Annotated in this window: 2 protein-coding genes and 1 pseudogene; all 3 read left to right on the top strand. The window is 69.6% G+C overall.

Annotation, left to right across the window (positions count from 1 at the left end; translation table 11 throughout):
• The first annotated feature begins 222 nt into the window (after positions 1–222).
• Positions 223–996 (top strand): isoprenyl transferase, encoded by a 774-nt coding sequence (locus tag ABZ281_RS42700; protein ID WP_356663442.1) that lies wholly within the window; start codon positions 223–225, stop codon positions 994–996.
• Between the two features lie 442 nt (positions 997–1,438).
• A complete protein-coding gene (locus ABZ281_RS42695; RefSeq protein ID WP_031103027.1) occupies positions 1,439–2,764 on the top strand; it encodes a PhoH family protein in 1,326 nt (441 codons plus the stop codon).
• 422 nt (positions 2,765–3,186) lie between these two features.
• A pseudogene (locus tag ABZ281_RS42690) lies at positions 3,187–3,483 on the top strand (lytic transglycosylase domain-containing protein); the annotation flags it as partial.

Genomic DNA, 3,483 nt, shown 5'->3' with positions numbered 1-3,483 from the left:
CGGTGCCCCCCCCCCCCCCCCCGCCCCGGCGCGTTTGGCGGGGCCCGCGGGGCGCCCCCCCCCCCCGCCCTCACCCTTTCCAACCCCCCCCGGGGGCGCCCCCCCCCCCCCGCGGGGGTAGGCTTCGCCCTCGGGGACCGCCATACGGGCAGGGACCGCCCGCGGTCACGACCGGCCGCACGCCGCGGCCTGTCCGATCCGTACGGAGGGGCTGACAATCACGTGAACCTGCGCGACAAGCTGCGTGGTCTGCTGGTCAGGCTGTACGCACGCCGGGTGGAAGGCCACCTGGACCACGCTCAGGTGCCCAAGCACATCGGCGTCATCATGGACGGCAACCGGCGCTGGGCGAAGGCCGCCGGTTCCAGCACCGTCGACGGTCACCGGGCCGGGGCCGGGAAGATCGAGGAGTTCCTCGGCTGGTGCACCGAGACCGACGTCGAGGTCGTCACCCTCTGGCTGCTGTCCACGGACAACTTCGACCGGCCGCAGGGGGAGCTCGTCCCCCTGCTCGGCATCATCGAGGATGTCGTCCGCACCCTGGCCGCCGACGGCCGCTGGCGCGTGCACCACGTCGGCACGCCCGACCTGCTGCCCTCCGCGATGCAGACCGTCCTCAAGGAGGCCGAGGAGAACACGGCGCACGTCGACGGGATAGTGGTCAACGTCGCCATCGGCTACGGCGGACGCCAGGAGATCGCCGACGCCGTGCGGTCGATGCTGCTCGACGCACAGGAGAAGGGCACCTCGATGGAGGCGCTCGCCGAGGCCGTCGACACCGACATGATCGGGCGTCACCTCTATACGAGCCACCAGCCCGACCCCGACCTGGTGATCCGCACCAGCGGTGAGCAGCGGCTGTCCGGATTCATGCTCTGGCAGACCGCGCACTCCGAGTACTACTTCTGTGACGTGTTCTGGCCGGCGTTCCGCAAGGTCGACTTCCTGCGCGCCATGCGCGACTACGCGGCCCGCCACCGGCGCTTCGGCGGCTGAGAACCTCCGCCACCGGCGCTACGGCCGACTCCAGCCGCCGGCGCTACCCGGCTGACCACCCGCCACCAGCGCCTGTAGCGGCTGAAACGCCCCCGTCACCGGACACCGCGGACGCAGGACGTCCCACGTCGCAACTCCTCCCGGTACCCCGCTGAAGACGCACGTAACACGGAGTTCACCGGCTCGCCGTCATATGCCGTGGCATGGCGACGCTCGTTCGAGGGCATAACCCAGACAGGTCGACGCCCGAACCACGGGTGTCGGATCTCAGCGGACGGCACGGGGTCGTCCGCCCGGGAGGCCCTTTGCACCAGCCCGATCGTGCGGTCACAGCACGGACGAAGAGGCGGAGGGCCGGTTCTCGGCCCGCGCAGGGCGGCCGACGACCGGTCCAGCTCCATACCGTCGCTCCCCGACCTCATCCGAGGGGGTACGTCCTTCCGTGGTGACCAGCACAAAGCGCCACAAGCCCGACCGGCGCACCTATGTTCTCGACACCAGCGTCCTGCTGGCCGACCCGAACGCCCTGAACCGCTTCGACGAGCACGAGGTCGTGCTCCCCATCGTCGTGGTCACGGAATTGGAGGCCAAGCGGCACCATCCCGAACTCGGCTACTTCGCCCGGCAGGCCCTGCGCCTGCTCGACGAGTTCCGCGTCCGGCACGGTCGCCTCGACGCCCCCATCCCCATCGGGGACCTGGGCGGGACGGTCCGTGTCGAGCTCAACCACTCGGACCCCAGCGTGCTGCCCAGCGGCTACCGCCTGGGGGACAACGACTCCCGCATCCTCGCGGTCGCCCGCAATCTGCAGGCCGAGGGGTTCGACGTCACCGTCGTGTCGAAGGACCTCCCGCTCAGGATCAAGGCGTCCTCCGTCGGACTCCTCGCCGAGGAGTACCGCGCGGAACTCGCCATCACGGACTCCTCCGGCTGGACCGGAATGTCCGAACTGACCCTGCCCGGCGAGCAGGTGGACATCCTCTTCGAGGAAGGGCACGTCCACGTCCCCGAGGCCGCCGGCCTGCCGGTGCACACGGGCCTGATGATCCAGTCGGAGCGCGGCAAGGCACTCGGGCGGGTCACGCCCGAGGGCAACATCCGTGTCGTACGCGGGGACCGTGAGGTGTTCGGCATCAAGGGCCGCAGTGCCGAGCAGCGGATCGCGCTCGACCTGCTGCTCGACCCGGACGTCGGGATCGTGTCGATGGGCGGCCGGGCCGGCACCGGCAAGTCGGCGCTGGCGCTGTGCGCGGGCCTGGAGGCGGTGCTGGAGCGCCGTCAGCACCAGAAGGTGATGGTCTTCCGTCCGCTGTACGCGGTGGGCGGGCAGGAGCTGGGCTATCTGCCGGGCTCCGAGGCCGAGAAGATGAGCCCCTGGGCCCAGGCCGTGTTCGACACGCTGTCGGCGGTCACCAGCCGTGAGGTCATCGAGGAGGTCACGGCACGCGGGATGCTGGAGGTCCTGCCGCTCACCCACATCCGCGGCCGTTCGCTGCACGACGCGTTCGTGATCGTGGACGAGGCCCAGTCGCTGGAAAGGAACGTACTTCTTACCGTTCTGTCCCGGATCGGGGCCAATTCGCGGGTGGTTCTCACCCATGACGTGGCCCAGCGGGACAACCTCAGGGTCGGCCGGTACGACGGTGTCGTCGCCGTCGTCGAGAAGCTGAAGGGGCATCCGCTCTTCGCGCACGTGACCCTGACGCGATCCGAGAGGTCCCAGATTGCCGCCCTTGTGACCGAAATGCTCGAAGACGGGCAGATCTGACCATCCCGCACCAAGTCGTGGTGGTTATCCGATAGTTGGCGCCGTCCGGAAAAGGCAAAGAGCCTAGCCGGGCGGCGCCTTCGCATGTAGGCGCTTCTGGGAATCTCCCGCGTCAAACGGGATGTGAGCTTTCACACGCAACTCGGAATTGCCTTGCCCCGTCCGGTTACGGCAGAGTCTCAGTCCTGTCAGGCCCCGCATACGACACACCTGTACCCCCAGCGGTACGGCACCACAAAAGCATCAGCATCAACTGCATAGCGATGTCGTATGCCGCCCGAGCTACACACGGCGCTCCCCCTGAGGGGAGTTGCCCACCGGGCCCGCGCCTCCCGTGACCCCGCAGTTGGGGAGGCCAGCGCCAGGGGCACGATTGCGTCCGCGAGGGTCACCGAAGCGGGCGATGCTGGAAGGAAAACCGTGTGAGCCGGATCTCGGTCCGGGGATTCGCAGTGGCTTCGGCCACGGCGGTCACCGCTGTCGGAAGCGTCGTCGGCGTTGCCTCGGGCAGCACCGCGCAGAACAACGACGCGGAAGCGACGGCTACCGGCGCGACGCTGCTCGCGGACATCCCCGCGGGCCAGCAGGCCCAGGTGCAGACCGCGTCGCTGACGCAGCAGGCCGACGCACAGGCCATACAGGCGGACGCGAGCGCGAAGAAGGACGCCGCGGACGCCCCCCCCCACGCGCCCGCCCACACCCCCGCCGCCCAACCAAAA

The sequence above is a fragment of the Streptomyces sp. NPDC006265 genome, from assembly GCF_040613555.1.
Taxonomy (GTDB): domain Bacteria; phylum Actinomycetota; class Actinomycetes; order Streptomycetales; family Streptomycetaceae; genus Streptomyces.
The sequence above is the reverse complement of the archived record's forward strand: the minus strand, read 5'-3'. Positions and strand labels throughout refer to the sequence as shown.